The organism is Streptosporangium sp. NPDC023963, assembly GCF_040639135.1.
Classification (GTDB): domain Bacteria; phylum Actinomycetota; class Actinomycetes; order Streptosporangiales; family Streptosporangiaceae; genus Streptosporangium.
This window is the reverse complement of the sequence record NZ_JBEZZK010000004.1, coordinates 445481-469585: the sequence shown is the minus strand read 5'-3', so window position 1 is coordinate 469585 and position 24105 is coordinate 445481. Positions and strand designations below refer to the sequence as shown.

General features: G+C 71.5%; 20 protein-coding genes, 4 tRNA genes and 1 riboswitch. Of the genes, 6 read left to right on the top strand and 18 right to left on the bottom strand.

Annotated features, from left to right (window positions below; all coding sequences use genetic code 11):
- Window positions 1–77 precede the first annotated feature (77 nt).
- On the top strand, window positions 78–1124 hold the full coding sequence (locus tag AB0F88_RS16575) for a hypothetical protein (RefSeq protein WP_362683705.1): 1047 nt from the start codon (window positions 78–80) through the stop codon (window positions 1122–1124).
- A gap of 187 nt (window positions 1125–1311) precedes the next feature.
- Here the strand turns inward: AB0F88_RS16575 and pcp are convergent, their stop codons facing one another.
- The 13 genes from pcp to AB0F88_RS16510 all read right to left on the bottom strand — a co-directional run bounded on the left by pcp (window position 1312) and on the right by AB0F88_RS16510 (window position 14333).
- On the bottom strand, window positions 1312–1938 hold the full coding sequence (pcp, locus tag AB0F88_RS16570; RefSeq protein WP_362683702.1) for a pyroglutamyl-peptidase I: 627 nt from the start codon (window positions 1936–1938) through the stop codon (window positions 1312–1314).
- Window positions 1935–2369: a DUF393 domain-containing protein gene (locus tag AB0F88_RS16565; RefSeq protein WP_362683699.1), complete on the bottom strand. Its 435-nt coding sequence runs from the start codon at window positions 2367–2369 to the stop codon at window positions 1935–1937. The genes pcp and AB0F88_RS16565 overlap by 4 nt, the downstream gene beginning before the upstream one ends.
- Before the next feature lie 28 nt (window positions 2370–2397).
- Complete coding sequence (locus tag AB0F88_RS16560; protein WP_362683696.1) at window positions 2398–4251, bottom strand: endonuclease/exonuclease/phosphatase family protein; 1854 nt, start codon at window positions 4249–4251, stop codon at window positions 2398–2400.
- Window positions 4252–4357: 106 nt separating this feature from the next.
- A complete protein-coding gene (locus AB0F88_RS16555; RefSeq protein WP_362683693.1) occupies window positions 4358–5434 on the bottom strand; it encodes a hypothetical protein in 1077 nt (358 codons plus the stop codon).
- A 31-nt stretch (window positions 5435–5465) separates the two neighbouring features.
- Window positions 5466–6386: a hypothetical protein gene (locus AB0F88_RS16550; RefSeq protein WP_362683690.1), complete on the bottom strand. Its 921-nt coding sequence runs from the start codon at window positions 6384–6386 to the stop codon at window positions 5466–5468.
- A 215-nt stretch (window positions 6387–6601) separates the two neighbouring features.
- Window positions 6602–7033, bottom strand: a complete 432-nt coding sequence (locus tag AB0F88_RS16545; protein WP_362683687.1) for a PPOX class F420-dependent oxidoreductase — start codon at window positions 7031–7033, stop codon at window positions 6602–6604.
- 256 nt (window positions 7034–7289) lie between these two features.
- Window positions 7290–8561 (bottom strand): YibE/F family protein, encoded by a 1272-nt coding sequence (locus AB0F88_RS16540; RefSeq protein ID WP_362683684.1) that lies wholly within the window; start codon window positions 8559–8561, stop codon window positions 7290–7292.
- A gap of 315 nt (window positions 8562–8876) precedes the next feature.
- Window positions 8877–9425, bottom strand: coding sequence for a hypothetical protein (locus tag AB0F88_RS16535; protein ID WP_362683681.1), 549 nt, complete (start codon window positions 9423–9425; stop codon window positions 8877–8879).
- Complete coding sequence (locus AB0F88_RS16530) at window positions 9422–9889, bottom strand: hypothetical protein (protein ID WP_362683678.1); 468 nt, start codon at window positions 9887–9889, stop codon at window positions 9422–9424. The genes AB0F88_RS16535 and AB0F88_RS16530 overlap by 4 nt, the downstream gene beginning before the upstream one ends.
- 34 nt (window positions 9890–9923) lie before the next feature.
- Window positions 9924–10706, bottom strand: a complete 783-nt coding sequence (locus AB0F88_RS16525) for a hypothetical protein (RefSeq protein ID WP_362683675.1) — start codon at window positions 10704–10706, stop codon at window positions 9924–9926.
- Between the two features lie 25 nt (window positions 10707–10731).
- The gene (locus tag AB0F88_RS16520; protein WP_362683672.1) at window positions 10732–11217 is read right to left on the bottom strand and encodes a hypothetical protein; all 486 of its coding nucleotides are present in this window, start codon (window positions 11215–11217) and stop codon (window positions 10732–10734) included.
- A 48-nt stretch (window positions 11218–11265) separates the two neighbouring features.
- A complete protein-coding gene (locus tag AB0F88_RS16515; RefSeq protein WP_362683669.1) occupies window positions 11266–12807 on the bottom strand; it encodes a hypothetical protein in 1542 nt (513 codons plus the stop codon).
- Window positions 12804–14333 (bottom strand): pyridoxal-dependent decarboxylase, encoded by a 1530-nt coding sequence (locus AB0F88_RS16510; protein ID WP_362683666.1) that lies wholly within the window; start codon window positions 14331–14333, stop codon window positions 12804–12806. Before AB0F88_RS16510 ends, AB0F88_RS16515 begins: the two co-directional genes overlap by 4 nt.
- A gap of 167 nt (window positions 14334–14500) precedes the next feature.
- On the opposite strand from AB0F88_RS16510, the gene AB0F88_RS16505 reads away from it, so the two are divergent.
- Window positions 14501–14767 (top strand): hypothetical protein, encoded by a 267-nt coding sequence (locus tag AB0F88_RS16505; RefSeq protein WP_362683663.1) that lies wholly within the window; start codon window positions 14501–14503, stop codon window positions 14765–14767.
- Between the two features lie 434 nt (window positions 14768–15201).
- On the opposite strand, the gene AB0F88_RS16500 is transcribed toward AB0F88_RS16505, so the two are convergent.
- The 5 genes from AB0F88_RS16500 to AB0F88_RS16480 form a co-directional block, all read right to left on the bottom strand.
- Window positions 15202–15273 (bottom strand) — tRNA-Val (locus AB0F88_RS16500).
- 13 nt (window positions 15274–15286) lie between these two features.
- Window positions 15287–15358 (bottom strand) — tRNA-Gly (locus tag AB0F88_RS16495).
- A 74-nt stretch (window positions 15359–15432) separates the two neighbouring features.
- Window positions 15433–15503, bottom strand: a tRNA-Cys gene (locus tag AB0F88_RS16490).
- 25 nt (window positions 15504–15528) lie between these two features.
- Window positions 15529–15600, bottom strand: a tRNA-Gly gene (locus AB0F88_RS16485).
- A gap of 88 nt (window positions 15601–15688) precedes the next feature.
- Entirely contained in the window at window positions 15689–17974 is a 2286-nt protein-coding gene (locus tag AB0F88_RS16480; RefSeq protein WP_362683660.1) for an N-acetylmuramoyl-L-alanine amidase, read from the bottom strand.
- A gap of 153 nt (window positions 17975–18127) precedes the next feature.
- Here AB0F88_RS16480 and AB0F88_RS16475 point away from each other — a divergent pair, with 153 nt between their 5' ends.
- From AB0F88_RS16475 to AB0F88_RS16460, 4 genes are all read left to right on the top strand, one after another.
- Entirely contained in the window at window positions 18128–18403 is a 276-nt protein-coding gene (locus AB0F88_RS16475) for a hypothetical protein (protein ID WP_362683657.1), read from the top strand.
- Window positions 18404–18445: 42 nt separating this feature from the next.
- A complete protein-coding gene (gene glmS, locus AB0F88_RS16470) occupies window positions 18446–20266 on the top strand; it encodes a glutamine--fructose-6-phosphate transaminase (isomerizing) (RefSeq protein WP_362683654.1) in 1821 nt (606 codons plus the stop codon).
- Window positions 20267–20512: 246 nt separating this feature from the next.
- Window positions 20513–21532 carry a tripartite tricarboxylate transporter substrate-binding protein gene (locus AB0F88_RS16465; RefSeq protein WP_362683651.1) on the top strand — a complete coding sequence of 340 codons (1020 nt, stop codon included), beginning with the start codon at window positions 20513–20515 and terminating at the stop codon, window positions 21530–21532.
- A gap of 4 nt (window positions 21533–21536) precedes the next feature.
- A riboswitch (cobalamin riboswitch) is annotated at window positions 21537–21738 on the top strand.
- A 115-nt stretch (window positions 21739–21853) separates the two neighbouring features.
- Window positions 21854–24085, top strand: a complete 2232-nt coding sequence (locus tag AB0F88_RS16460) for a ribonucleoside-diphosphate reductase subunit alpha (RefSeq protein ID WP_362683648.1) — start codon at window positions 21854–21856, stop codon at window positions 24083–24085.
- The last annotated feature ends 20 nt before the right edge of the window (window positions 24086–24105 follow it).

The window sequence follows — 24105 nt, the reverse complement described above, 5'->3', positions numbered from 1 at the left end:
TTTGAGTACCGGCATACTCATGAACTCCGTATCTTGATCCGCCGATCCTGGCGGAACCGGACAGGGAGAGACCCCTCATGAGTCAGATGAAGGCCGTGTCGGCGGAGCCGTTCGGGCTGAAGCGGGACGGTGGCGGCCTCGCGGCCGGGATCAAGATCCTGGAGAAGGAGCTCAAGCGGGTATCCCTCGACACCGTCCTGGCCAAGGCCAACCGCGTCACGGTCAGGAAGGGGTCGGCCGGCGCCGGGGCGTTCGCCACGATGAAGCCGAAACCGGTCGACTGGTACAGCTTCGACGCCGGGGACAACGCCACCAAAGAGTGGTACCCGCAGGGTCTGACCTGCGCCTCCGACGCCGGGATCGGCGGGAGCACGTTCGTGGTGAGCTGGTACCACACGCCGGCGTCGGGGGCCGAGCGAGGCGTGCGCCTGAGCTTCCTGAACACCGCGACGCTTCGCTACCGGCACGTCCTGCTCGTCCGCGCCGGCGCCGACGGGAACATCGCGCCGATCAACATCCACGCCGGCGGCGTCGCTTGGTACGGCAACCTGCTGTACGTCGCCGACACCACCCGGGGCCTGCGGGTCTTCGACACCCGGCAGATCTTCGAGATCGACGGGGACGGCACGGAGACCATCGGCAGGAAGGGCGACGTCTACGAGGCGTTCGGCTACCGGTACGTGATGCCGCAGACCGACGCCTGGACCACCACCAGCGGCACCGTCCGCTTCTCCTTCGCCGCCGTCGACCGCAGCACCGCCCCCGACACCCTGATCTCCGGCGAGTACGTCGACACCGCGGGCACGGTCGGACGGGTGGCCCGCTGGCCGCTGACCGAGGCGGGAATCCTGAACGCCCCCGCCGGCGGCGTCGTCAAGGCCGTGGACGCCTACGAGCTGCCGGCGGGCAAGATCCAGGGCGCGCTCTCCTACGAGGGCGCCTGGTATCTCAGCCAGACCGCGGGCTCCACCGGGAACGGCACCCTGATCGTGGCCGGCGACACGGTGCGCAGGCGGCCCTACCCCGTGGGCCCGGAGGACCTGACCTGCGTCCGCGACAAGAGGACGCTGTGGAGCGTGAGCGAGTTCGCGGGCCGTCGCACGGTGTACGGCGTGCCGCTCTGAGGGGGCCGTACGGGGAGGGCGGACGGCCGCACCGGGCACCCCGCCGGCGGCTCCCGGCAGAAGGGCCGGCGATCAGGCCGAGAAACCGGTGATCGGGGGGAGGCACCGGCGATCGGGCGGAGGAACCGGTGATCGGGCGAAGGTCGCCCTCGGCGCGGACCCCGGGGCCGGCCACCACGACGGGCCTTCAGTGCAGGGAGCCGCCGACCAGGCGGAGGTCGCCGCCCAGGGAGACCGAGACGGCGGTGGTCACGATCGCGGTGAGCGCCTGGGCGACCACCGTGACGGGCATGGAGGGCCTGGCGTCGTCCAGGACCTGTTCGGGGCTGAACGGCACGTGCACGAACCCCCCGCGGATCGCCGGCCTCTCGGTGGCGATCATGTGCATGAGGCCGTAGAAGAGGTGGTTGCACAGGAACGTCCCGGCGCTCTGCGAGACGCTCGCCGGGACCCCGACGGCCCGCGCCGCCGCCACGCACGCCTTCACCGGCAGGGTGGAGAAGTAGGCGGCGGGGCCGCCGCGCACCACCGGCTCGTCGATCGGCCGGCGTCCCGCGCAGTCGGGGATGCGGGCGTCGTCGAGGTTGACGGCCACCCGCTCCACCGTCACGTCCGGCCGCCCTCCGGCCTGCCCGACGCACACGACCACCGCCGGATCGTGCTCCGCCACCGCCGCGCGCAGGTGCTCCAGCGCCCCGCCGAACGCGCAGGGAAGCAGCGCGGTACGCACCCCGGGCACGAGCCTGATCGCCTCCCACGACGGGTTGCCGGCGCCGTCGAGCGGCTCGAACCCGGTGAGCAGGACGCCCTTCATCGGCGCTCCGAAGGTGCGGGTGCCGGGATCACGGGGGAGCCGGCGGGCCCGGAGCGCGAGGGCTGCGAGGGCAGGGCACAGGCGGGGGTGCCGCCCGGCAGGCGGTGACGGTTGGCGGCGACGAGCCGGTAGACCCCCCGGGCCGCCCACCGGAACGGCGGGATCCGCAGCACGAGTCCCAGAGGGCTCCACGGGAGACCCGCGGAGATCAGCAGCCTGGCCACCGCCTGCGCCCCCCCGTACACCCGGCCGTTCTCGACCCAGAGGACCTCGCGCTCGGCCCGCTCGCGGGTCACGCCCAGCGCCCGGAGGTCCGCGAGCTGCCAGGGGACGACCCGGGCGCGCACCCCGACGCGGCGCTCGGCGAACCGGACGCTCGTCGTGCAGAAACCGCAGTCGCCGTCGAAGACCAGTACAGGTTGTCCCGTCATGCGACTGACATTACCCAGCCGGACTCGATCAAGGCCCGGCGACCAGGGTGACCGCGACCGGGCGGTGGTCGGAGTACGGGACATCCGGGTTGGCCTGGTCCTTTCCGGTGAAACCCGGGGTGACGAGCACGTGGTCGATCTGCTCGGCCGGACCGCTCCGGGACGGGATGGTGTTGAACGGCCGCACCGGGGCGAAGGGGTCGGTCAGGCCCGCCCCGGTCAGCACCCGCCAGGCGGGGTCACCGGGCTGGAGGTTGAGGTCACCGGCCACGACCACCGGGGCGCCGCCTGCCGCGGCGTTCCTGACGATCCCCCCGAGCTGCTCGACCTGGTCGAGTTCGCGCCAGCCCGGCGGAGGCTGCAGGTGGGTGCCGATCACGGTGATGTCCCGGCCCTGCCACCGCAGCCCGACCTCCAGCGCCTGGGCGCCGGTCGGGCCGCCCTGGACCAGTACGTGGTTCCTCACCGTGGTGATCGGCAGCGTGGTGAGCAGGGCGTCGCCCCAGACCTCGTCGGTCGCCGGGGCCCAGATGTAGTGCATGTCCAGCCGCTCGGCGATCAGCCGTACCCCGTCGTGGCCGCCGTTGAGCAGCCAGCCCCTGTCGGCCTCGCTCAGCACCACCACGTGCGGCCGCAGTTCCCTGATCGCGTCGGCCTGCTGCTCCAGGGAGAGCCTGCCGGACTCGCCGTAGCCCATCCTGATGTTGTACGCCGCGACCCGCAGCCCGTCGCCCGGCCCCTCCCAGCGGGGCGGGGTGCCCTGCCACAGGGGAACGGCCGCCACCGGCGCGACCGCGGCCACGGCGGCGGCCGCGAACCGCCGGTCGTAGGAGCGGCGCGGCAGGCCCGCGCTGCCCGCCACGCCCAGGAGCGCGACGACGAGCGCCGCGCAGACCGGCACCCACCCGTTGGGCAGGTAGAGGTCGTAGGCGGCGTAGTAGCCGAAGACGAACACGACGAACAGCAGCATCCCCCCGGCCGCGGCCAGGCCCCGCCGGGCCTGCCGGTCCCGGCCGAAGGTCGTCGCGGCGTGCGCCAGGCAGGCTCCCAGCGCGACCTGGCCGACGATCTGCGCGACGATCGTCCAGCCGGGGGCCACGCCGTGGACGCCGTCCACGGTGGCCCTGCCCAGCGTGAACGCCACCGCCGAGGCCACCAGGGCGACCGCGGGCAGGAGCGGGCGGCGCAGCACCGGCAGCGCGGCGGGCGCCGCCGAGACCACCGCGAACGCCGCCACGATCACGGCGGCGGCCTGCTGGGCGGAGTCGGTCGCCGCCTGGGCGTGCGCGGTGTTGCCGGTGTAGAGACCCCAGAGCAGCAGGGCGGGGCCGACCGCCAGCCAGGCGCGGGGAGCCCCGGAGTACTCCTCGTCCGGGGGTTCGGCCCGGACCGTGAACGCGCAGAAGAGCAGGAGCTCCACCAGCAGCAGCATCCACGGGACCGCTCCAGGCCGCCACATCAGGTCGATGCCGTCCAGCGCCGCGTGGATCACCGTGGAGGCGGCCAGGCCGACGATCAACCCGCCCATCACGGGCCGGGCGTCGATGCTGCTCATCGCGATCGCCACCAGCCAGACCAGCCCGGCCAGCAGGCCCAGGCTGGCCACGTACAGCTGGACGTCCCCGCCGCCGGTCAGCTGGAGCGCGAGCCTGGCCAGGAGCAGCAGGCCCGCGGCGCCGAGGGCGAGCAGCGGCGGCCGGACGGACCTGGCCAGCGGGACGGCGAGGAAGGCCAGCACGAACCAGGAGACGGCGTACAGGCCCATCATCTCCGCGGGGGTGCTTCCCGCCCGGCCGAAGAGCGTGATCAGCGACGGCAGGAAGACCCGGAGCACGTCGACGAGCACGACCACGCCGAGGGTCACGTCCAGGCGGATCCGCATGCTACCTCCAAAGAACGCGAGCTATCCTCGCCTTCTTCGCGATCCATGACAAGGGTGAGGCCCGCCCGAACCGTCGCCGGGCCCCGAAAGGCTCCACCGCGACGTCTCAGCGGCCCGGGGGCTCCTCCGCCGCGTCTCCGGGAGAAGACGGATCCGCGGGGGACGGAGGCTCGCCGGAAGGATCGGCGGGCCCGCGGGGGGAGGGGGCGGGAGATCCTCCCTGCGAGCCCGGAGGCCGGCCGGAGGAGGTGGGGAACCCGCTCGCGAAGGACCCGGGACCGCCGGGGGGAGTGGCGGCAGGGCCGTCGAGGTGGCGGAACGCCTCGTGCGCCGAGCGGACGCTGTCGCGCAGCGCCTGCTCGAGATGACCGGCGTCCTCGGCCAGCCTCCCTATCTCCGGTACGGCGAAGGCGTCCGCCCCGGACTCCGCCAGCAGTTCCTCGTAGCGGGGAAGCCGCGCGCGAAGCGCCTCGATCTGGTCGTGGGCGCGCAGTGCCCGCTCGGCGTCGGCCACGTGGCCCGCGTAGCGTTCCAGGGCCTCCACCCGGGCGAGGACGGCGGCCTCGCTGGCGGCCAGCGCCCGCTCCAGCGGCGCCATGGCGGCGGCCACCTCGGGCGTGCTGCCGCCGTACACGAACTCGTGGTGCTCGTTGCGCAGCGCGGAGAGCTTGGTCAGCAGCCGGGCGATCTCCCACTCCTGCGCGGGGAGCATCACCGAGTTGCGCACGCTGTCGAGCATGCCCATCGCGTTGACCCGCGAGCGCAGGATGTAGTCGATCGCCTGCTGGGTCCGGTCGAGCAGCTGCCCGGCGTTGTAGTCGAAGTCCTCGGCGGGCAGCAGGTAGCGGCCCTCGTACCAGCGGGCCTCACGGTAGAGCTCGTGCTCGATCGTCTCCGGCTCCGCCGGCTCGCGGGCGGCCAGCAGGCCGACGAAGACCACGAAGACGAGCAGCGCGAGCATGAAGAACAGCAGCTGCCCGACGTCGGCGAGGAACATCAGGCACACCAGGAAGATCGCCGCCACCCCGCCGCCGACGTTCAGGAACCGCCCGGGCAGGCGCGAGTTGGGCGGCGGAGGCTCGGGGCTCCAGCCGGCGCGGATGCGTGACAACATCGACGCGTGCCGGCGGAACAGGTCGGCGGTCTTGGGAGGGACTTCAGGATCGACCACCACTCGCCGCACAGGCTCGGCCCTCCGTTCGATCACATTCACGTCAGCCGTCGAGATGGCGGAACGCCTCGTGCGCCGAGCGTACGCTCTCGCGGAGCGCTCGCCGGAGCATGTCGGCGTCGTCGCTGAGATGCCCGATCTCCGGTCCGGAGAATCTGGCCGCGCCCGTCTCGGCGACGAGCTGCTCGTACTCGGGCAGGTGCGCCCGCAGGACCTCGATCTGTCCCTGGGCGCGCAGTGCCCGCTCGGCGTCGGCCACGTGGCCCGCGTAGCGTTCCAGGGCCTCCACCCGGGCGAGGACGGCGGCCTCGCTGGCGGCCAGCGCCCGCTCCAGCGGCGCCATGGCCGCGACCACCTCGGGGCTCCTGCCTCCCCTGGCGAGGTTGTGGTGCTTGGCCCGCAGCGCGGAGAGCTTGGTCAGCAGCCGGGCGATCTCCCACTCCTCGGCGGGGAGCATCACCGAGTTGCGCACGCTGTCGAGCATGCCCATCGCGTTGACCCGAGAGTGCACGACGAAGTCGATCGCCCGCTGGACCCGGCCGAGCAGGTGCCTGGCGTTGTGGTCGAAGTCCTCCAGGATCAGGAAGCGCCCCTGCCAGTGCCGCGCGTGGGCGTACAGGATCCGTTCGACGGAGTCGGCGGGCGAGGGCTTCCTCACGAGGTAGACCACCCCGAGGATGAAGAGGTACAGGCCGATCAGCGGGGTGAGCAGCAGGACGGCCGCCGAGAGCGGAGCGCCGAGGGCGAAGAGGCTGGCCGCCGCGAAGGCCACCGTCCCGCCGAAGATCCCTATGAGCACTCCGGGGATCCTGGGGTCGTCCTGGTCCCTGGGCGGGCGCCCGGTGCGGAGGCGGTAGAGCAGCGGACCGTTCCGGCGGAAGAGCTCGGCGACATCCCTGGGCACCTCAGGATCGATCACCACGCGCTGCACAGGCTCGCCCCCTTTGCCGTGTTTCACGAGCATAGCGATTAACCATGTTTCAGGTCATGCGTCCTTACATGGTGCCTCTCCATCGTCGGCTATCGCGTGCCAAAAGACGATCCTGACGATTGCCCGGAGATCGTCCCAGGTCGGAAGGGGGGCGGCTCCGGAGGCGGGCCCGGGACGCCGCCCGGCCGGGACCCGCCGGGCCGGTCGCCGGCGCGGACCCGGGCACGCGGGACCTCTCCGGAGCGCTGTCAGCGGATCCTGGCGCCGTACACGTGCTCGACCGTCATCACCATGAGCACCCTGCGGTCCGACACCATCACCGACCGGTACTCGTCCCAGTCCGGATGCTCCCCGGCGGCGAGGCGGTAGTAGCCGACCAGCGCCTCGACCTCGGGACCGCGGGGGTCGGTTCCCGGCCCGGTGAGCGTCGCGGTGCCCTCGGCGGTGGCCCACGACCAGCCGTCGGGGGCGGTGACCTCCAGGGTGGCTCGCGGGTCCCGGCGCAGGTTCGCCGTCTTGGCGCGGCCCTCGGTCATCGAGACGTAGACGACATCGGCCTCCTGGTCGTAGAAGGGCATGACGGGGGAGAGCTGGGGGCGGCCGTCCGACTTGATCGTCGCGAGGACACCGAGCCGGCTTTCCGCGAGCAGCGTGCGCGGGTCGAATGATGTGGCGGTCATGTCCAGGGCCAAGTCGCGGCCGGAGGCCGGTTATTCCCCCTGTTTTCCGCGAGACGGGGCCGGGGGCCGGTCGTGGCGCCGACGAGGGGGACCGGTGAGGGGAAAGGCCCGGTCACCCGGTGATCGCGCTGCCGGTCCCCGGGAGGGCGCGCGGTGCTCTCCGCCGGCCGGTGGCCGCGAAAGCCGCCCATCGCGCGGGCCGCTACGAACGGGTGACGGAGGCGGGCCGCTACGAATAGGTGACGGAGGCGGGCCGCTACGAACGGGTGACGGAGTCGGTCAGGGGGTCCGTCCGCCGCCGGTGGCGTGCCGTGGCCGGTGACCGGTGGTCGGGGGCGGCCCGCCGGGCGCCGGCCAGCGCGGCCAGGGCGGTGGTGATCGGCACGGCCGCGATGAGTCCCAGCGTGCCCACGACGCTGCGGACGATCTCGGTGGCGATGACCGGATTGGTCACCACCTCGCCGATGGGCTGGTCGCCGACGCTGACCAGCAGGAGCAGCGGCAGGGACGCGCCCGCGTAGGCGAGGATGATCGTGTTGATCACCGAGGCGATATGGGCCCGGCCGACCCGGGCGGCGGCCCGGTACAGCTGGGCGAAGGTGTAGCCGGGATTGGCGTGCGCGAGTTCGGTGACGGTGACGGCCTGGGTGACGGTGACGTCGTCCAGCACGCCGAGCGAGCCGATGATGATGCTGGCCAGCAGCAGGCCCTCGGTGTTGATCCGGTAGCTGACGTCCAGGTAGAACGAGCTCTCGTCGGTGATCCCGTTGAGCTGGGCGATGCCGATGGCCGCGTACGAGAGCACGCCGGTCAGGCTGAGGCTGATCAGGGTGCCGACCACGGCCATCGAGGTGGGGATGGTGAAGCCGTGGGTGAGGTAGAGCACCGCGAGCATGATCGCCGCGGCGCCGACGACGGCGACCAGCAGCGGCTGCTGTCCGGTCAGGATCGCCGGGATGACGAACAGGAGAAGCAGCACGAACGTGATGGCCAGCCCGACCAGCGCCATCACCCCGCGCCAGCGGCCGAAGGCGATCACCGCCGCCGCGAACGCGACACCGGCCAGCCACAGCGGGGAGGACCGGTCGTGGTCGGAGATCTGGTACGGCGGCACCTCCAGCTCACCGCCGGGAGTGTGGATCAGGATCACGTCGTCGCCCGCGGCGAACTTCTGCGAGCCGGGCCCGCTGGGCAGGCCGCTGGTGATGAAACGGCCGGTCTGCGGCCCGCTGGTCAGCTCGACCTTGGCGTCGCCGCAGGTGGCGGGGTCGGCAGGCGGCTGCCGGCCGGGGGGCTGCCCGTCCGCGGGCGGCTCCTGCGGGCACGGCGTGAGGGTGACGGCGGTGATCGTCCCGGTCACCCGCTGCAGGCCGGCCGACGGCCGGCCGGTGGAGGTGAGCTCAGGGGGCCACAACCAGATCAGAGCGGTCAGCGTGGCCAGCGCCAGGGGAACGATGACGGCCAGCGTCGCCCACACCGTGCCACGAGAACTCGGGGCGGCCGGGCCGTGGGAGTGGTTGGCACCCATGGTCGAAAGAGCTCTCCTTGGACGGGAAAGGAGAAAGTACCGCACCGCGGAAGTGATCGTGTCGCCGTACGCCGGTGTGACGGGGGATCCGCGCCGGCGCCCTCGCGACGGTCGCGCCGGGGCGCCCGCCGCCGTCCGCGGCGGGCGGCGGGGGCTCGATCCGCTGCCGGGCACCGCCGGTCGGTTCACCTCGCCGTACCACGGGCGATCGTCTCGCATCCGCGGGATCGGGGGCGCGTACCGGCAGGTCATGGCCGCCGCCGGGCGGCCATGACCTGCGCCTTCACCACACCGCGCCCGCGGTCCCTGGGGCCGTCAGACGGGCAGCACCCGCAGGGCGGGATAGCGGACCGAGTTCAGGTAGAGCTTGTCGGTGCCGTGTTCCTTCTCCAGTTCCAGGACGAGCCGGTAGCGGTAGAGCCCCGGCCGGGCGTCGCTCATCACCGCACCGGCCCAGTAGTAGTAGACGGCGGTGTACTGGTCGCGCATCCGGTCGGGAGCGCCGTAGACCTTGAGCTCGGTCATGATCCGGCGTTCGGCGACGTCGTCCTCGTCGCCCTTCTCGATGTCGAGGAAGACGATGTTGTTGATCTTCGGCATCGGAGGCCAGGTGCCGTCCGCGCCGCGGTGCATGTCGATCGGGCGGATGATCCAGTTGATCACCTGACCCTGCTTGCAGATGGTCTCCAGGTGGTCGGCGCCCTGCCCGATCCCGCCGACGCTGTTGTCCATCATGTAGAGGCAGCCTTCGAGGGACTTCGTCGCGGCGGCCCGCTCCATGTCGACGAGGGTCACCACGTTCAGCTGGACGGAGTTGAGCTGGCCGCGATCGGCGAAGTCCGCGGCCGCGTACGCCTGGGTCATCGGCCTTCCTTTCCCTCGCTGGCGGGACCGGCCAGGGTCGGCCGGGCGGTGGGGGTGAACGGTGTGCCGACGGTGCCGAGCAGGAACGAGAGCCGGTACGGGACCGGTTCGGTGAGGTCCTGCTTGACCTCGGCGGTCCAGAACACGATGTCGGTGCCGGGGTACACCTTCTGCGTGGGCTCGGCGATCTTCGGGTCGATCTCGATGTCGCTGAGGGACACGTAGGTCTCGCACTCCAGCGGGATCACGTTCCACAGCAGGGTGTCGCCCTTGCGTACCCGGCTGCGCAGCGCGGGGGTACCGAAACCGGTGGACCCCGCGGCCTTGTTGGTGTCGTAGAAGTAGAGGTTGTCGTCCAGGTTCTCCGACGCCAGCGCGGCCACCGGGTCGACCACCGCGGTGATCGTCACGGGCCGGGCGGGCCGGGCGGGCTGACGTTCTGGCTGCTTGTTCCTCGGGGGCATGCGGCTCCTCCGCTCGAAAACGCTCCGGATCGGGTCAGCGGACGGCCGGGACGGCGGGGAGGGGGAGCACGCCCACCCCGGCACCGGTGAACCCGTTTCGCTTCGGATCGTTGATGATCTTGAGGCTCGACGTGCAGGTCAGGTCCACGGACTGCCAGACCATCTCGTCGTTCTGCTCGACCAGCTCGTGCAGCTGGACGTGCACCGTGTACGGGTAGACCCCGGGCCGGCTCGTGTCCACGGTCGCGGCCCAGTACCAGCCGTCGTAGATCATGTCGGGCGACCCGTACTGGGCCGGGTACATGATCTTCTCGGTGACGGCCTCGCCGGTGATGTCGGTGATCACCGGAGCCGGGTAGTTGTACGCGCCGGGGCTGCTCGTGGTCTTGCCGGTGACGTCCAGCAGCTTGGCCGCGGTGAGGCCGCGTCCGCCGCTCGACGTGGCGGGGCGCTTGCCGACCCGCCGCTGCAGCCGCTTGAGATCGGTGTCGCTCACGCCGTCCTCGGCGTTGAGCGAGGCCAGCTCGTTCAGCGTGCGCCGGTCGTCGGCGCGCTCCTGCTCGGCCAGGTAGTTGCGCGGCACCGTCGGGGGGATCGACCCCAGTGCCGCGGGCAGCCAGTTCAGCACCTGCTCGGTCGCCTGCGATCCGTCGAGGAAGTGGGTGCCGGGCACGATCGTCACCAGCTGCTCGGTGCCCACCCCGGCCGAGCCGAACAACTTCATGTTGTCGAACCAGTACGTGTTGCCGTCGAGCGACCGCGTCCGGAGCGCGTTCTCGACGTCGAAGAGCACGATGATCCCGTGTTGCTGGGCCATGGAACCGCCTTTCGCAGAACGTGGCTCACACGCGCAGCAGCGCGGGCGAGTCGATGTGCAGCACGCTGTTGGGGCCTTCGTGGAGCCTGAGGGAGAGCCGGTAGCGGTACGGGACGCCGGGCGTCATGTCGTAGGGCACGACGCCCTCCCACACCAGCAGGTCGTGGTTCTCGAAACCGTTGGAACCCGTGGCGTCGACCCTCGCCCCGGGCACGGCACCGGGTGCCGGAACGGTGGAGGACTCCGCCGGGTGTGGTGGCGCGGCCTGGCCGGTCGTGCCGGACAGGAACTCGATGGCCTGGATCTCGACCGGGGTCTGCACGTCCACGTGGATGGGCGTCCACTGGACGACCTGCCCCGGGGCCACCGCCGTGATGAGGTCGGGGGTCCCCTGGTGCCTGCTCCCCGCCGAGCTGTCGTCGACCAGCGAGAGATTGCCGTTGTGCAGCGTCCGGTCGGACAACGCCCCGACGGCGTCGACCATCACGACGATGCTGATCCTCTGTTTCATCGATCCTCCCTTGTCGGATGTCATGCGGGCGTACGGGTCGCCACGTGCTCAGCCCCGGTCCCTGACCAGCGGCGTCTTGCCGACGGCGGTCCGTTCGATCTGCGGTGAGGCGGGGGGCGTGAACACCAGCCGGAACCCGTATCCGGTCTGCTCGATGGCCGCCGCGTTGGCCTCCCGGTCGTTGAAGAGCGACAGGGAGCTCGGCAGCGCCTGGGTGAACAGCTGCCGCGTCCCGCTCGGGCCGAGCGCGTGCTCGACGGCCGCGGCCATGCCCTCGGCGTCGTCCACCGCTACCAGCAGGGTGAGGGTCCGGTCCTCACGGTGGTTGTGGAACTGGACCTCGTGCGCGACCAGGTCCAGGTCGACGCCGGTCGTCGAGCGCAGCCGCCCGCGCAGGGCCGCGTAGGCCAGCGTCGCCGAGTACTGGCTGTCGTTGAGGTGCAGCACGTCGGCGGTGCGCCCGGCGAACTCGAATCGCTCGGTGCGCAGCCCCGGCCCGTTCAGGGCGGGACGGCGGATCATCCGGTCGCCGAGCTTGAGCCTGAGCAGCGGCGTCTCGTCGGCGTGCAGCCGGGTGACGACCAGCTCGCCCTCCTCGCCCTCGGCGACGGCCCGGCCGTGCTCGTCCACGATCTCCACCATGTGCAGCCCCGGCACGGCCGAGAGCGCCGGCGAGGCGTGGTCGAGCTGGAGCCCGACGCACTCGGCCTGGGTGGCGGCGAAGTAGCTGAGGATCGACACGTTGGGGAAGAACGCCTGCAGCTCGTCGCGCTTGCGCTGCGGCAGGGAGCCGCTGCCGTACATGGCGACCCGGAAGCTCGCCCTGGCCTGCGGGGGCAGGCCCGCGCCCAGCTCGGGCAGGAGCGCGATGCCTGCGGTGATGCCCATCAGCGCCTTGTGGCCCGGGTAGGAGAACATGTGCTCCAGCACCGGCGCGCTCACCGGCCCCGCGCCGATGTAGTTGACCTCCGGGACGTGGGACAGGACGCCGCCGACCATGGTCCCGCTGCTCCACATCTGGTAGTCGGCCAGGGTGGTGAACAGCCAGCGCGGCGCGGGGCCGCGCAGGTAGCGGCCGAGCTGGTAGGCGCCCATGAACGCCCCGGCGATGCGGTAGGTGTCGCGCAGCTCCCGCAGGGAGTACACGATCTCCAGGGGCATGCCGTCACCGGTGCCGCCGCTGGCCACCACCTCGAACCCGCCGTGGTCGATCGGCACGACCATCCCGGCCCGCGCGCCCATGAACATGTCCCGCTGCACGGTCTTGTCCGAGAGGGGGATCCGCTCCCACTCGGACATGTCGGCGGGCGCGTCGCGGATCCCGAAGTAGTGCAGCCGCTCGCGCCACAGCGGGTTGAGCAGCGCGATGCCGACGAGCTGCTGGAGCCGGCGGAACACCAGCGCGTTCTGGAGGTCGAGCGGGGACTCGCAGTACGGGACTCCGGCGAGCCGCCCGCACTCCTCCAGCTTCCCCGCGAACGACGGCAGCCGGGTGACGTCGTCCACCGAGCGGGGCCGCAGCTCCTCCTCGGGGATCAGCCGTGCCGCCAGCTCCGCCGAGGTGGCGATGTCCAGATCCGTCATGGTCATGAGTGACTCCCGTTTCGCTGGTCGTGCCGGGCCGTGGCGCTCGCGCGCAGCACCCGTTGCCCGATGTCCCTGATCTCGGCGATGAGCATCGCCAGGTGGTCGGCGTCGATCAGGTGGTTCATCACCACCACGCGCAGCGCCGCCACCCCCTCGATGTCGACCTTGGAGATGAAGAAGCGCCCGCCGCCCCGGATCCGGTTGCGGATCTCCAGCTGCAGCCGGTGCACCGTCGCCGGTTCCAGGCCGTCCGGCCGGTACCGGAAGCACAGGATGTTGGACTCCGGCTCGTGCGCCACGGCGAAGTCCGGCTCGGCGGCGAGCATCCGGTACGCCTGCCGCGTCATCGCGCACAGCCGGTCGATCCGCTGCGCGAACAGCGCAGGGCCGTAGACCGACCAGACCGTCCAGAGCGGCATGATCATCGGGCGTTTCGTGCACTCGAAGTTCTTGTCCGCGCTGTCGTAGGCGCTGTAGACGTCCGGTTCCTCGTCGAAGACGTAGCTGGCGCGCTGCCGGAACGCGCCGCGCGCCGTCGTGCCGTCGCGGTAGAAGAGCAGCGTGCACGGCGCCGGCATGAAGAGCATCTTGTGGGCGTCCCAGGTCAGCGAGTCGGCCTGCTTGATGCCGCGCAGCCTGTCGCGGTGCCGGTCCGACAGCAGCAGGCTCGCCCCGTGCGCCCCGTCCACGTGGAGCCAGAGCCCGTGCCGCTGTGCCACGGCCGCGAGCTCCTCCAGCGGGTCGAAGGCGCCCATCGACGTGGTCCCGGCCGAGGCCACCAGGCAGAACGGCCGCAGGCCGCGCCGGTGCGCCTCGGTCAGTGCCGGGCCGGCCAGATCGGGGCGGATCCGCCCGGCCCGGTCGACCGGGAGCCGGACGATCTGCCGTTCCCCGATGCCGAGCACCCCGGCCGCCCGGGTCACGCTGTAGTGGGCCTCCTCGCTGACCGCGATGGCGGGGGCCCCCTGCATGCCGCCGGCGCCGCGCGTCCAGATCTGCGGGAAGGCGCGGTTGCGGGCGGCCAGCAGCGCGGTCAGGTTGGCCAGGGAGCCCCCCGAGGTCGTCACCATGGCGAACCGGTCGCGGCTCCAGCCGATGAACCGGTTGAGCTCCTCGGCCATGAGCCGCTCGGCGACGCTGGGGAGCTGCCCGGCCTCGTAGAAGGAGGAGGGCTGGTTGACCACCGAGCCGACCAGGTCCATGAGGCTGGCCAGCGGCACCACGCCGGAGAACTGCCGTCCCATGTAGCCGGGTGAGTAGACCGGGATGCCGGTCCCGGTGTACAGGTCGACGATCTGGTTCACCCGGTCGGCGTCGAAGTCGGCGACGCGCTGCCGTTCCGGGGTCATCAGCCCCCGCGCGGCCTTCAGCAGCACCGCGGGGTCGAGGAGGTCGAGCCCCCGGACCGACCGGTCGCCCAGATACGTCGTCAGGCGGCTGACGATGTCCACGGCGCCGTCGTGGAAACGTCCGGGATCGAAGGCCGCGGCGAGGGCCGGCGTGGGGGACCGGGAGCCTTCGCCGGTCACCGGCTCTGGAGTCGTCGGCTCTGGAAAGGAACTGTGGACATCGGAAAGCGAACTCGTCACGGAGGAGGCTCCAAACGATCCGGCGTCGAGAACGCCCGTATGGTCACGCCTGGACGGGAGTTCGGGCATGGTGAATTGAACTCCCGGGCGATCACATGGAGGTTCTCGTGAATAAATACGTGATCTGCGGTGGTGCGCCGAGCGAGAAAGAGGTCTCCGGTATCCGGGGGCGAGAGGCGGAATTCGCGCCGCCGGACCGTTTCGACATCTTGGAACGGTCCAACTTTGAGGAGGGAATGTTGATCGGTGATGGTGGGGGATGGCACGCGGGGCGTCGCAGTCCCTGCTCACGTCCTGTTCGGGCGATCCGGATCGGTTCGGCGGCGATGCCGCCGGCGATCAGGATCTGGAGGAGATCCGTCGTGGACGAATAGCGATTAATTCGAGGTGAATTTCACTCGCCGGATACGTTGGCACGCCCGTCATGTAAGCGACCTAACCATTGATGACGGGAGGGGCGCAAGACCTCGGACGCAGGTGGAGTGGCAGATTCCGGCCACAGTTACTCACGCGCGGCGATTGGGATGGGGAGACGCCCGGTGACTCTTAGTTGTTTTGGGGCTTATGGGTTTTTCTTACGAACGTGTATTAAGTCCGGCATTCGAGGCCGCCGCCGCGACGGGAGATCTCATTGAACCGTCCGCCCCGCACCCGGCTTGGAGAGGGCGGGATCCACCGGGCCGGCGGGGGCACCACCCCTCGCCACCCTTGCCTGCCCTTGACCGTCGCGCCGTGACCGCTGCCGCCGGACATGCGAAAGGCCGGATCCGTGATCTCCGGATCCGGCCTTCGAGGCGGTGAAACTGGGTGGACGATACAGGGATTGAACCTGTGACCTCTTCCGTGTCAGGGAAGCGCTCTCCCGCTGAGCTAATCGTCCTCGGGCGAACCAGAGCGGAAGACGGGATTCGAACCCGCGACCCTCACCTTGGCAAGGTGATGCTCTACCACTGAGCCACTTCCGCGTTTCGGCTTCGGGTTTCCCCTCCGCGCTCGCACTACTTTACCGGATCCCCGGGGGTCCGATGGTCGTGCGTTGAGGTGGAGACGGGATTTGAACCCGTGTAGACGGCTTTGCAGGCCGTTGCCTCGCCTCTCGGCCACTCCACCGGCCGGGCCCCTGAGGACCCGCCGGAGCGGAAGACGGGATTCGAACCCGCGACCCTCACCTTGGCAAGGTGATGCTCTACCACTGAGCCACTTCCGCGTGACCCCCGGAAACGTTCCGGGGCACGTGAAAACTCTAGCGCCTCCGCAGGGCGGATGTGCGCAACCAGGCGGGCTGCCGGAGATCCTCACCTGGTGACCGGCTGGACGTCGGAGGCCCGGACGAACATGATCCGGTGCCCGAACTGGATCTGCCGGTAGCGGATCCTGCCCGTGACGACGCGGTGCTCGGACGGGTCGAAGGCGGCCGCCCTGAGGTAGGAGGCCCGCGTCGTCCCGCCGGAGCTGTACGCCTGCCCGGCGGGTATCGAGTACTGCAGCGGGGTGAGGGTCTGTACGGGAACGCCCCCAGGGTAGGCGGGCGCCTTCGGGTAGGCCCTGCCGTACACCCTGACCGGGGAACGGCCCGGTCTGGGCGTCACCAGGGGGCCGGCCGCGCGCACGGAGGCGGGGGCGCCGGCCGGATCGTGGAACCAGGCCTTCTGGCCGAGATACCAGATCGCGGTCCAGTCGCCCCTGCGCTCGGCGAGCGCGTACCGCTGACCGGTGGAGGCGCGGGCGGCGTGGTCGTAGACGCTGTACGTGGAGCCGCCGGTGGGGTGCTTGCCGATGTCCTTGACCAGCGGCGCGGTGGCGGAGGGGCGCGTGCGCAGCCAGACCGAGGCGGCGCCCAGGCCGCGGCACCCCCCGGGGCAGCCGGTGAATCCCGGGCTGTTGGTGCCGTAGTCGGGCCTGATCAGCACCGAGCGCGCGTCGTCACCGCCCGAGGCGCGCAGCGGCCTGCCGAGCAGCTCGAAGTAGTGGGCCCAGTCCCAGTAGGGGCCGGGGTCGTCGTGCATGCCGCCCACGGTCTCCGGGGTGGTGCCCGGCACGTTGTCGTGCCCCAGGATGTGCGCCCGGTCGAGGGGGACGTCGTACTTGGCGGCGAGGTGGCGGACCAGCCTGGCCGACGCCCGGTACATCGCCTCGGTGTACCAGGCGCCGCCCCTGGCCAGGTAGCCCTCGTGCTCCAGGCCGATGGAGCGGGAGTTGACGTACCAGTTTCCCGCGTGCCAGCCGATGTCCCTGGCCCGCAGGTGCTGGGCGATGTGGCCGTCGGCGGAGCGGATGGTGAAGTGCCAGCTCAGGTAGGCGGGGTTCTTGGCCAGGCGGGTCATCGCGTCGTAGCTCGTCTCCCCGTCGTGGATCACGATGTAGTCGATCCTCCGGGGGCCGGCGGAGCGGTCGTGGTTGCCGTACCCGCCGCCGGGGAGCCGCTTGTAGGCGGCCGGGAGCCACTCGCAGGAGACGCTCTTCGGGCAGTCGGGTCCCGGTACGGGAGCGGGGGCGGGCCGCTTGGCGAGCATCATGGCGATCTTCGTGGTGGGAGTGGGGGTGGGTGCCGGGGTCGGCGCGGGGGCAGACCCCGCGGTCGGTTCGGCGGCGGGTGCCGCGGGCTTCGTGGCGGGTCCGGTGGCGGGCTTCTTGGTGGCGGGGGCCGGAGTGGGCGCGGGGGCTCGGCGCCGCGCCGCCGGGGCGGGGGGCGGCCCGGAGAGACCAGAGAGCCCGGGGAGACCAGAGAGAGAGGCGGGTCGTGCCGGGAGGGGCGCCGCTCGCGCCCCGGAGGAGCGGGAGGGTCTCGACGGGCCGGACGGCCCGGAGAGTTCCGCCGCCCCGGATCGTGTGGAGGGTGTGGACAGGCCCGGCGTGGCGGGGAGCGTCACCCGCTCGCCGTCGCCGGTCACCCGCGCGGCACCGGCCCGGATCGTCGCGTAGACCTCGTCGGCGAAGGACGGTGCCGCCTCCTCGGCCGCCGCGCCCCTCTTCGGGGCGCCGGGGTAGCGGGCCACGGCGTCGTACCAGCTCGCCGGATCGTCGCCGGAGCCCTCGCCGCCGGTGCGGCGCCGGTAGTCGGCGAGCAGCGCGGCACCGCCCATGATGTTGGCGGAGGCGTCCTCGCGCAGCCGGTCGGGGGACAGGCCGGTCAGCTCCGAGGCCCGCCGCAGGGTGTCCTCCGGCGGGTCCGCCGCCATGGGGGGAAGGGCGATCACGCGCGGCCGGGTCTCGTCGCCGCGCGGGTCCTCCCCGGCGCCGTGGGGGTGCCCGGGTTCGGCCCGGCCGTCGATCAGGTGCATCGGGCCGTACCCGGCGGAGACGCTGGGCAGCCCGCCGTGGCCCTCCCAGCGGGACTCCAGGTAGGAGACCGCGAGCAGCACGCTCTCCGGCACCCCGTACCTTCGTGCCGCCTCGGTGAAGGCGGCCTGCCTGCCGGACCGTGCCCCCGCTTCCGTCGCCGCGGCGGGGGCCGGGTGCGTCTGGAGCCGGGCGGGCCGGCTTCCGGGGCGTGCCGCCTCCGCCGGGACGACCGAGGCCAGGGCGACCGAGGCCAGAACGGTGAGAGCGGCGACGACGGTGGTCCCCGGCAGGCGGCGCATAGCGGTTCCTCCCCCTCTGGTAGCTACCTAGAGTTATCAGAGATTACCGACTGTCGTGCATTGCGGCGGGGTTGTGATGTTGAAGAGATTCTCTGCCCGAAATCGGGCAGGAAACTTGGTGTGTTCTCTCCCGGATGCGTATGGTCCTGCTCTGTGTCCACGGCACGGAATCCGCACGAGGATCTGATCACCCACCTGACCCGGACGAGCGCGCTCGGTCCGGGCGAGGCGGCGCGGGTCGTCGCGGACGTGCTGGCCTATTTCTCCGAGCCCGTCGACGAGTTCGTCCGGCGGCGCCACGCGGAGCTCAAGGCCAGGGGGCTGGTCAACGAGAAGATCTTCCCCAGGGTCGCCGCCGAACTGGCGGCACGCCGTGTCGCGGCACCCGAACTCTCCCTGCGGCAGCTTCGCCGGATCGTCTACGGGTAACAGACGACGGCACCTCGATCGTTTACGGACAAGGAGCGTTACATGTGCGGAATCGTGGCCTACGTGGGGCCCAAGGACGCGGCACCCATCCTGCTGGAGGGCCTGCAGCGTCTTGAGTACCGGGGCTACGACTCGGCCGGGGTGGTGGTCTCCAACAAGGGTCTCAAGATGCGCAAGGTCAAGGGCCGGGTGGCCGACCTGGCCGCGGTCGTGCCCGCGCGGTTCAAGGGCGGCCTGGGCATCGGCCACACCCGCTGGGCCACCCACGGCGCGCCCAGCGACGTCAACGCCCACCCGCACCTGTCCACCGACGAGCGCATCGGCGTCGTGCACAACGGCATCATCGAGAACGCCGACGAACTGCGCGCCAAGCTGGAGGCCGACGGGGCGATCTTCCTGTCGGAGACCGACACCGAGGTGCTGTCGCACCTGATCGCCCGCACGGTCAAGGAGGCCGACTCGCTGGAGGAGGCCGTGCGGACCGCGCTCAAGCGGGTCGTCGGCACGTACGGGATCGCGGTGATCGACTCCGAGCGCCCGGGTGAGGTGGTCGTGGCGCGCAACGGCAGCCCCATCGTGCTGGGCATCGGCGAGAAGGAGATGTTCGCCGCGTCCGACGTCGCCGCGCTGGTCCGCTACACCCGCCAGGTGGTGCACCTGGAGGACGGCGAGATCGCCGTGCTGCGGGCCGACGGGTTCAACACCTTCGCCAGCGACGCGCGGGAGACGGCCAAGGAGACGCTGACCGTCGACTGGGAGGCCGGGCACTACGACACCGGCGGCTACGAGCACTACCTGCTCAAGGAGATCTCCGAGCAGCCCGACACGGTGGCCAGGACGCTGCGCGGGCGGCTGGACGACCGCTTCCACATCGCCCACCTGGGCGGTCTCAACATGGACGCGCGGGAGACCCGCTCGTTCCGCCGGGTGAAGATCATCGGCTGCGGTTCCGCGTACTACTCGGGCCAGATCGGCGCGCAGCTCATCGAGGAGCTGGCGCGCATCCCGGCCGACGCGGAGCCGGCCAGCGAGTTCCGCTACCGCAGCCCGGTGGTGGAGGCCGACACCCTCTACGTGGCGATCAGCCAGTCGGGGGAGACCTACGACACCCTCGCCGCCGTGCAGGAGCTCAAGCGCAAGGGCGGCAGGGTGCTCGGCATCGTCAACACCGTGGGCAGCGCGATCGCCCGCGAGTGCGACGGCGGCGTCTACCTGCACGCGGGTCCGGAGGTCTCGGTGGCGAGCACCAAGGCGTTCACCTCGACCGCCGTGGCCTTCGCGCTGCTCGCGCTGCACCTGGGCCGGGTGCGGGACCTGTCTCCCGCCGACGGCCGCAGGATCTGCGACGGCCTGCGGAGGCTGCCGGACCAGATCAAGGAGATCCTGGCGCTGGAGCCGCAGATCAAGGAGCTGGCGGGCAAGTACGCCGAGTCGCCGAGCATGATGTTCGTGGGCCGGGTCAGGGGTTACCCGGTGGCCCGCGAGGGCGCGCAGAAGCTCAAGGAGATCTCGTACGTGCACGCCGAGGCGTACCCGGCCAGCGAGCTCAAGCACGGGCCGCTGGCGCTGATCGGCCCGGACATGCCGACGGTGGCGATCGTCCCCGACGACGAGCTGCTGGACAAGAACCTCACCACGCTGGGCGAGATCCGCGCCCGGGGCGGCCGGGTGCTCATGGTGGGCCACCGCACGGCCGACCCCAAGCTGGCCGACGACTGCGTCGTGGTGCCCAAGAACGAGACCGAGCTGGACCCGATCCTGCTGTCGATCCCGCTCCAGCTCTTCGCCTACCACGCCGCCGTGGCGCTGGGCCGGGACGTCGACAAGCCGAGGAACCTGGCCAAGAGCGTCACGGTGGAGTGAAACCCCGGCCCCTTCCGTCCCTGCCTTCGCGCCCCCGTCCCCGGCCTGCCGGGGACGGGGGCGTTCCCCGGAGCCCTCCGCGAGACGATCGTCTCCGGTATCCGGATTCACGGTGTCTTTTCCGTCTTTTCCGGTGGTCCGTGTCCGAATGTGGATCACCGGAAGTTCCGGCATACCCCACTTCATCACAGAAAGTGAGGGGAAAGTAACCTATGGTATAGGGGGTTCTTGGGGGAAGGGGCGCTTATGCGCCGTAGGGGGTTTTTCGCACTGGCGGCGGGAGCCGCGGTCGCCGCGGGGTGCGGCGCGGACGGCGGCGCCGACCCGGGGGTGAGGCGCCTGTTCCTTCTCGAGCCGACCGCCGACGGTCACGGCTGGGACGGGATCGCGGGCAGGCTGGCGACCGTCCTGGTCCAGTCGGGACTGGCGCGCACCGCGATGGCCGTCGAGCGGGCGGGGGCCCTGGGCTCCGCGCCGCGCGACGCGTTCGGCGCCTTCCGCGGACCCTTCGCGCGCGAGGGCAGGCTGCTCGTCACCGCGATGCCGATGGTGGCCGCCGCGGAGATCGCCAACACCGCGGCCGTGGTGAACGCCGCCACTCCCGTCGCCCGCCTGGTCGGCGACTGGGCGGTCCTGGTGGTCCCCTCCGGCTCCCGCCTGCGTACCTTCGAGGACTTCGTCGCGCGGCTGCGGCACGACCCGGCGGGGCTGACGGTCGGAGGCCGGTCGGAGGGCGGCTCCGACCACGTGCTCTACGGCATGATCGGCAAGTGCCTGGGGGTGGACACCCGGCTGCTGGAGTACGCCGGATTCCTCGCCCCCGAGGACGCCGCCGAGGCGCTCCACGTCGGCCGGGTGGCGGCCCTGCTGGGGTCGGCGCGCGCCCTGCGGCCCGAGATCGCCGCGGGCCGCCTGCGGCCCCTGGTGGTCTCCTCCGGCGGCCGGATCGACGGGATCGACGCGCCGACGCTCCTGGAGGTCGACGTCCGCCTGGAGTACAGCGACTGGTGCGGCCTGCTGGGCCCCAAGGGCATGAGCCCGGGGGACCGGGACGCCGCTGTCGCCCTGTGTGACAGGATCGACGCCGCGCCGCGCTGGCGTGCCCTGTGCGCGTCCCGCGGCTGGAGCCGGGTCTACCTCAGCGGCGACGAGTTCCGCCAGTGGCTCTCCACCGAGACGGGCCGCACTCGCGGCGTGCTTCACGAGCTCGGACTGTTGAAGTCCTCCGACACAACTTGTTGGGGTAGTTGCGTCCGCCGCCCCTAGATGTAGGATCCTGCTCGTTGCTGGTTCGCCCCGCGAGGGGCGAGGCAAGAGGGAACCCGGTGAGATTCCGGGACTGCCCCGCAGCGGTGAACGGGAACGAAAGCCGTCATTGAGCACTGGGTGAGCCATGCCTGGGAAGCGACGGCCGGTAGGCATGTGCGATGCGCCCGTGAGTCCGAAGACCTGCCGGTGACGTGAATGTCCAGGGCCTCGTGGGAGGGCCCGCGGAACGAGGCGATCCGGCGTGCCCGGGATCGCTCGCGGACGCGTGCCCATCCGGCGGAGCCGTACGGGGAAGTCCGATCGAGCGAGGGGCACTACGTGACACAGGCATTGGCGGAGACCGCGGCGGGTACCACGGCGGGGACCGCGACGGACGACCGCAGGCTCGCCATCGACGAGGCGGCCGCCCGGGTGATCACCGATCCCGAGAACTCCAGGATCGCCGCCGCGATGCTGGCCGAGCTGATCGCCGACGAGGCCGCCGAGCACGGCGTGCGCGACTTCTCCGAGTCCATCGCCGCGACCCACGAGGCGGGGCTGATCCAGGACGGGCTCGCGGAGTTCGTGGCCGCCCACGCCGGGGTGCTGGACGCGCTGGCCGACCCTGGGGCCGACGCCAGGTTCGAGTACTTCGGGCTGCGTACCGTCTACGACCGCTACCTGCTGCGCCACCCGAGGACCCGCAAGGTCCTGGAGCGCCCGCAGCACTTCTTCCTGCGGGTGGCCTGCGGCCTGTCCGAGACCGTCGAGGAGGCCGCCGAGCTGTACGCGCTCATGGCCACCCTGTCCTACCTGCCCAGCTCGCCCACGCTGTTCAACTCCGGCTCCCGCAGGCCCCAGCTCTCCTCGTGCTTCCTGCTCGACTCGCCCCGCGACGAGCTGGAGTCCATCTACGAGCGCTACGGGCAGGTCGCTCGGCTGTCGAAGTACGCGGGGGGCATCGGCATCGCCTGGACCAGGGTCCGCTCGCGGGGCTCGCTGATCCGCGGCACCAACGGCCACTCCAACGGCATCGTGCCCTGGCTGCGCACGCTCGACTCCAGCGTGGCCGCGGTCAACCAGGGCGGCCGGCGCAAGGGCGCGGCCTGCGTCTACCTGGAGCCCTGGCACGCCGACGTCGAGGAGTTCCTGGAACTGCGCGACAACACCGGTGAGGAGGCCCGCCGCACGCACAACCTGAACCTGGCCAACTGGATCCCCGACGAGTTCATGCGCCGGGTCGAGGCCGACGGCGTCTGGTCGCTGTTCGACCCCAAGGAGGTCCCGCACCTCACCGACCTGTACGGCACCGCGTTCGACGACGCCTACCGGGCCGCCGAGGCCGAGGGCCGCTTCACCCGGCAGATCCCCGCCCGCACCCTGTACGGGCGGATGATGCGCACGCTCGCCCAGACCGGCAACGGCTGGATGACCTTCAAGGACGCGGCCAACCGGACCTCCAACCAGACGGCCAGGCCGGAAAACGTCATCCACCTGTCGAACCTCTGCACCGAGATCCTCGAGGTCACCGGCGACGCGGAGACCGCCGTCTGCAACCTCGGCTCGATCAACCTCGCCGCCCACCTGTCGGCGGACGCCGGGGAGGCCGTCGACTGGGCGCGGCTGCGCGCGACCGTCCGTACCGCCGTGCGGTTCCTCGACCGCACCATCGACCTGGGCTTCTACCCGACCCCCGAGGCGGAGGCGGCCAACCGGAAGTGGCGCCCGATCGGGCTGGGCGTGATGGGCCTGGCCGACGTGCTGTTCACGTTGCGGCTGCCGTTCGACTCGCCGCGCGCCCTGGAGCTGTCCACCAGGATCTCCGAGGAGATCGCGCTCGCCGCCTACCGGACCTCCTCCGACCTGGCCGTGGAGCGGGGCCGCCACCCCTCGTACGAGGAGACCAGGGCCGCCGCCGGGGTGCTGCACCCCGACCACTACGGGGCGGCGGGGTCCGCGGAGTGGGCCGAGCTCAGGGAGCGGATCGCCGGGACCGGCCTGCGCAACTCGCTGATGATCGCGATCGCGCCGACGGCCACGATCGCCTCCATCGCGGGCTGCTACGAGTGCATCGAGCCGCAGGTCTCCAACGTCTTCAAGCGCGAGACCCTCTCGGGGGAGTTCCTCCAGGTCAACCGTTATCTCGTCCGCGACCTGCAGGCCCGCGGCCTGTGGACCCCGCTGATCCGCGACGCGATCAAGCGCGCCGACGGCTCCGTCCAGGACATCCCGGAGATCCCCGCCGACCTGAAGGCGCTCTACCGGACCGCCTGGGAGCTGCCGCAGAAGGCGCTGATCGACCTGGCCGCCGCGCGCACCCCCTACATCGACCAGTCGCAGTCGCTGAACCTCTTCATGGCCACGCCGACCATCGGCAAGCTCTCCTCGATGTACGCCTACGCGTGGAAGTCGGGCCTCAAGACCACCTACTACCTGCGCTCGCGCCCGGCCACCCGGATCGCGCAGGCCACCGTGGCGGCGCCGGTCGCGCAGGCCGTCCTCGACACGGCCTCCCAACTGGCGATCGCCTGCTCCCTGGAGAACCCCGAGTACTGCGACGCCTGCCAGTAGCCGTCCCTGAAAGCTCCGCG